4 protein-coding genes are annotated in these 1,856 nt (G+C 36.5%); all 4 read left to right on the plus strand.

The genetic code is table 11. From position 1 onward, the window contains the following. The coding region (locus ABWI07_RS43975; protein WP_353822190.1) for a DUF1642 domain-containing protein at positions 1-711 on the plus strand (711 nt) is incomplete at its 5' end. Continuing rightward, positions 708-1,127 (plus strand): dUTP diphosphatase, encoded by a 420-nt coding sequence (locus ABWI07_RS43980; protein WP_312258070.1) that lies wholly within the window; start codon positions 708-710, stop codon positions 1,125-1,127. The genes ABWI07_RS43975 and ABWI07_RS43980, both read left to right, overlap by 4 nt. 3 nt (positions 1,128-1,130) lie before the next feature. Further along, on the plus strand, positions 1,131-1,403 hold the full coding sequence (locus ABWI07_RS43985) for a hypothetical protein (RefSeq protein WP_014570742.1): 273 nt from the start codon (positions 1,131-1,133) through the stop codon (positions 1,401-1,403). Positions 1,404-1,429: 26 nt separating this feature from the next. Beyond that, a partial coding sequence (locus tag ABWI07_RS43990; protein ID WP_353822191.1) for a hypothetical protein occupies positions 1,430-1,856 on the plus strand: 427 nt, incomplete at its 3' end.

Here is a 1,856-nt window from a genome sequence, read left to right on the forward strand (position 1 = left end):
AGTGGTTTATGCCATTTGTCTTGGAGGACACGAAAAATGACTAAGTTTGAAGAGAAATTGGAAAAGTTGCCAATAAAAAATATTGAGCATCCTATTGGTGACACTAAATATTATGCGGCCGTTCATGTTAAAACATTGATAGCACAAGCTGACGAAGAATATCAGGAGCTATTTGATAAATATAGTAATCTCAATGATAGCTATGAAAAAGAAGTAATCAGAAGTTCTAAACTAGAATCGCAAATCATTGATTTAAAATCCCAACTCCAACAGCAAGCCCTGCCAGTCGTGCCTGAAGAGGTTGATAAAGCTATCAAATACTTGAAAACTCAGAATAATTTTGCCACACTTACTGATTTGAAGAATCTTGATATTTTGACAGAAAAAGGCTTTTGGTGGCTGAATGATTTCCAATTTAAAGATAGACGATTTGGTTTTGGAGGTCTAAATAATAAGTTATTTATCCTTTCTCATTTAGCTATTACAGGCTATCAAGTAGAAAAACCGCAGCTGTTCTATATTGACTTACCAAAAGTTTTTGGATTAAGCGATTCAACTAGCGATTCAACCTTCGTATCAAAAGCGGAAAGTGGAATAATCTTAGAATTTACAAAAGGGAAAGATTATGCATTAAAATTAACAGAACAAGAAATCAAGTCAATTGATGAGCGTTACTGGCAGTTTGCTGTGCCTGTGGAGGACGGAGAATGACAAGAGGATTTAAAAAAATAAACGAAAATGCGACTATTCCAGAACGAGCGACAGAACATAGCGCAGGATATGACATTTCAGCAAGTGAAACAGTTACGATTCAACCTGATGAAATTAAAATGGTAAGCACTGGGCTAGCTGTTCAACTTGGTGATGATGAAGTATTGAAATTATACGACCGTTCAAGTAATCCAGTTAAGCGTGGCATTGCATTGATTAATTCAGTAGGAATTATCGATTCAGATTACTATCCGCAAGAATTTAAAGGCTTATTTATGAACATCTCAAAAGAGCCTGTAACCATTTCTAAAGGTCAAAGAATAATGCAAGGGGTATTTGTCAAATACCTTACAACAGACGATGACAACGCAAATGGAAAGCGTACAGGCGGTTTTGGTAGCACTGGGGAGGTGTGAAAAATGATGAAGCAAACAACATGTTATAGCTGTGATAAACCAATCGAACCTGAATGGCTTCCAGAAGGAGAATTTATTGTATGTGATGAATGTTCTTCAGACACTGACGAAAAAACGGTTGAAAAACTCCAAGAACAGATTAACACTGCGAAAAAGTATATCGAGCATGTTATTGGAACGATTAAACGTGATGGGCATTTAGGAACTATTCAAACAGACTGGATTTTGCCTGATTTAGAAAAAGCACTCGCAGCGATTGGAGGGGATGATGACTGATTTAGTGAAAGTGGTGGAGGGGATAGATGACAATTACTGAACAACAATTCTATGACATGCTCAATGTTGATGAACACATGAATTTTACAAATAGAATCCAAGAGCTTGTTTTTGATAAAAAAGGACGTGAAGAATTTTATTCTAAAATCTTAAATATCCACCATGACATGGGCATTGATTTCTTTAGAGACTATTTTATGGCTCATTCAGCTGTTTCAGCAAAAGGGCAGCATTATACACCAGATGAACTTGGTAAGCTCACAGCGTTGCTTGTAGGTGGTTCTGGAGGTGCTGATTTAACTGGAGCAGGAACAGGAACTCTAATTATCCAAAAATGGCAAAATGATCGAATGAATGCAGACTTTTTTAACTATTTGCCGAGTAACTATTGGTACCAGGCATTAGAATTATCGGATGAAGCTATTTCATTCTTGATTCATGCCTTTGCAATCC

This window comes from Actinomadura sp. NPDC000600 (assembly GCF_040492135.1).
Lineage (GTDB): Bacteria > Actinomycetota > Actinomycetes > Streptosporangiales > Streptosporangiaceae > Spirillospora.

What these genes read in the sequence shown, in the direction of transcription:
- ABWI07_RS43980 (WP_312258070.1), top strand. Translation starts at nt 708, where the DNA reads ATGACAAGAGGATTTAAAAAAATAAACGAAAATGCGACTATTCCAGAA.
- ABWI07_RS43985 (WP_014570742.1), top strand. Translation starts at nt 1,131, where the DNA reads ATGATGAAGCAAACAACATGTTATAGCTGTGATAAACCAATCGAACCT.